We start from the raw sequence: 708 nt of genomic DNA on the forward strand, positions 1-708 counted from the left end.
GCGAAGGCCCCGAAGTAGCGCTCGGAGGCGGTGTTGACGAGGGTCGCCTGCAGGTACCAGAGGAGGGGGAAGCCCGCCACCCCGAGGAGGACCGCCCCCTTCACCTCTCCCCGCGCCCGCCAGGCCCCGAGGAGGAGGAGGCCGAGGAGGAGGAGGGAGACGAGGAGGTGCCCCCCGTAGTCGGAGTAGGCGTAGAGGGCGAGGAAAGGGGCGCCGCGGACCCAGGCGTTGGTCCCCTTTTCCGCCTGCTCCGCGAGGGCCGGGACCCAGGGGAGGAAGAGGAGGAGGGGAGAGAGGGGGAGAAGCCCCCGCCACCTTCCTTCCCGCCACCCCCGGACCGCGAGGGCGAGGAGGAGGGGGGCGAGGAAGACCAGGGCCAGGTAGTGGGTGTAGAGGGCGAGGAGGCCCGCCAGGGAGAAGACCCAGGGGCGCCCCTCCAGGGCTCCCCACGTGGCGAGGAGGAGGAAGAGGGCGAGGAGGAGGTACATGCGGGCCTCCACCGCCTTAGAGGCGTAGCTCGGCGTGGCGAGGAGGAGCCCCCCTCCGAGAAGGGCGAGGGGCGGGGGGAGGAGGAGGCCGAAGGCCGCCCCCGTGAGGGCCGTCACGGGGAGGTTGCAGGCCCTCAAGCCCCGCTCCACCCCGGGAGGCGGTCCTTCCAGGGCCTTCCCCCAAAGCCCCTCCGCCCTGGCGCACCCCAGGGCGTAGAGG

Annotated in this window: 1 pseudogene; it reads right to left on the reverse strand. The window is 73.4% G+C overall.

The features are described from left to right. Positions 1-708, reverse strand: a pseudogene (locus tag AC01Y6_RS10800) (hypothetical protein); the annotation flags it as partial.

This window comes from Thermus sp. (assembly GCF_056332225.1).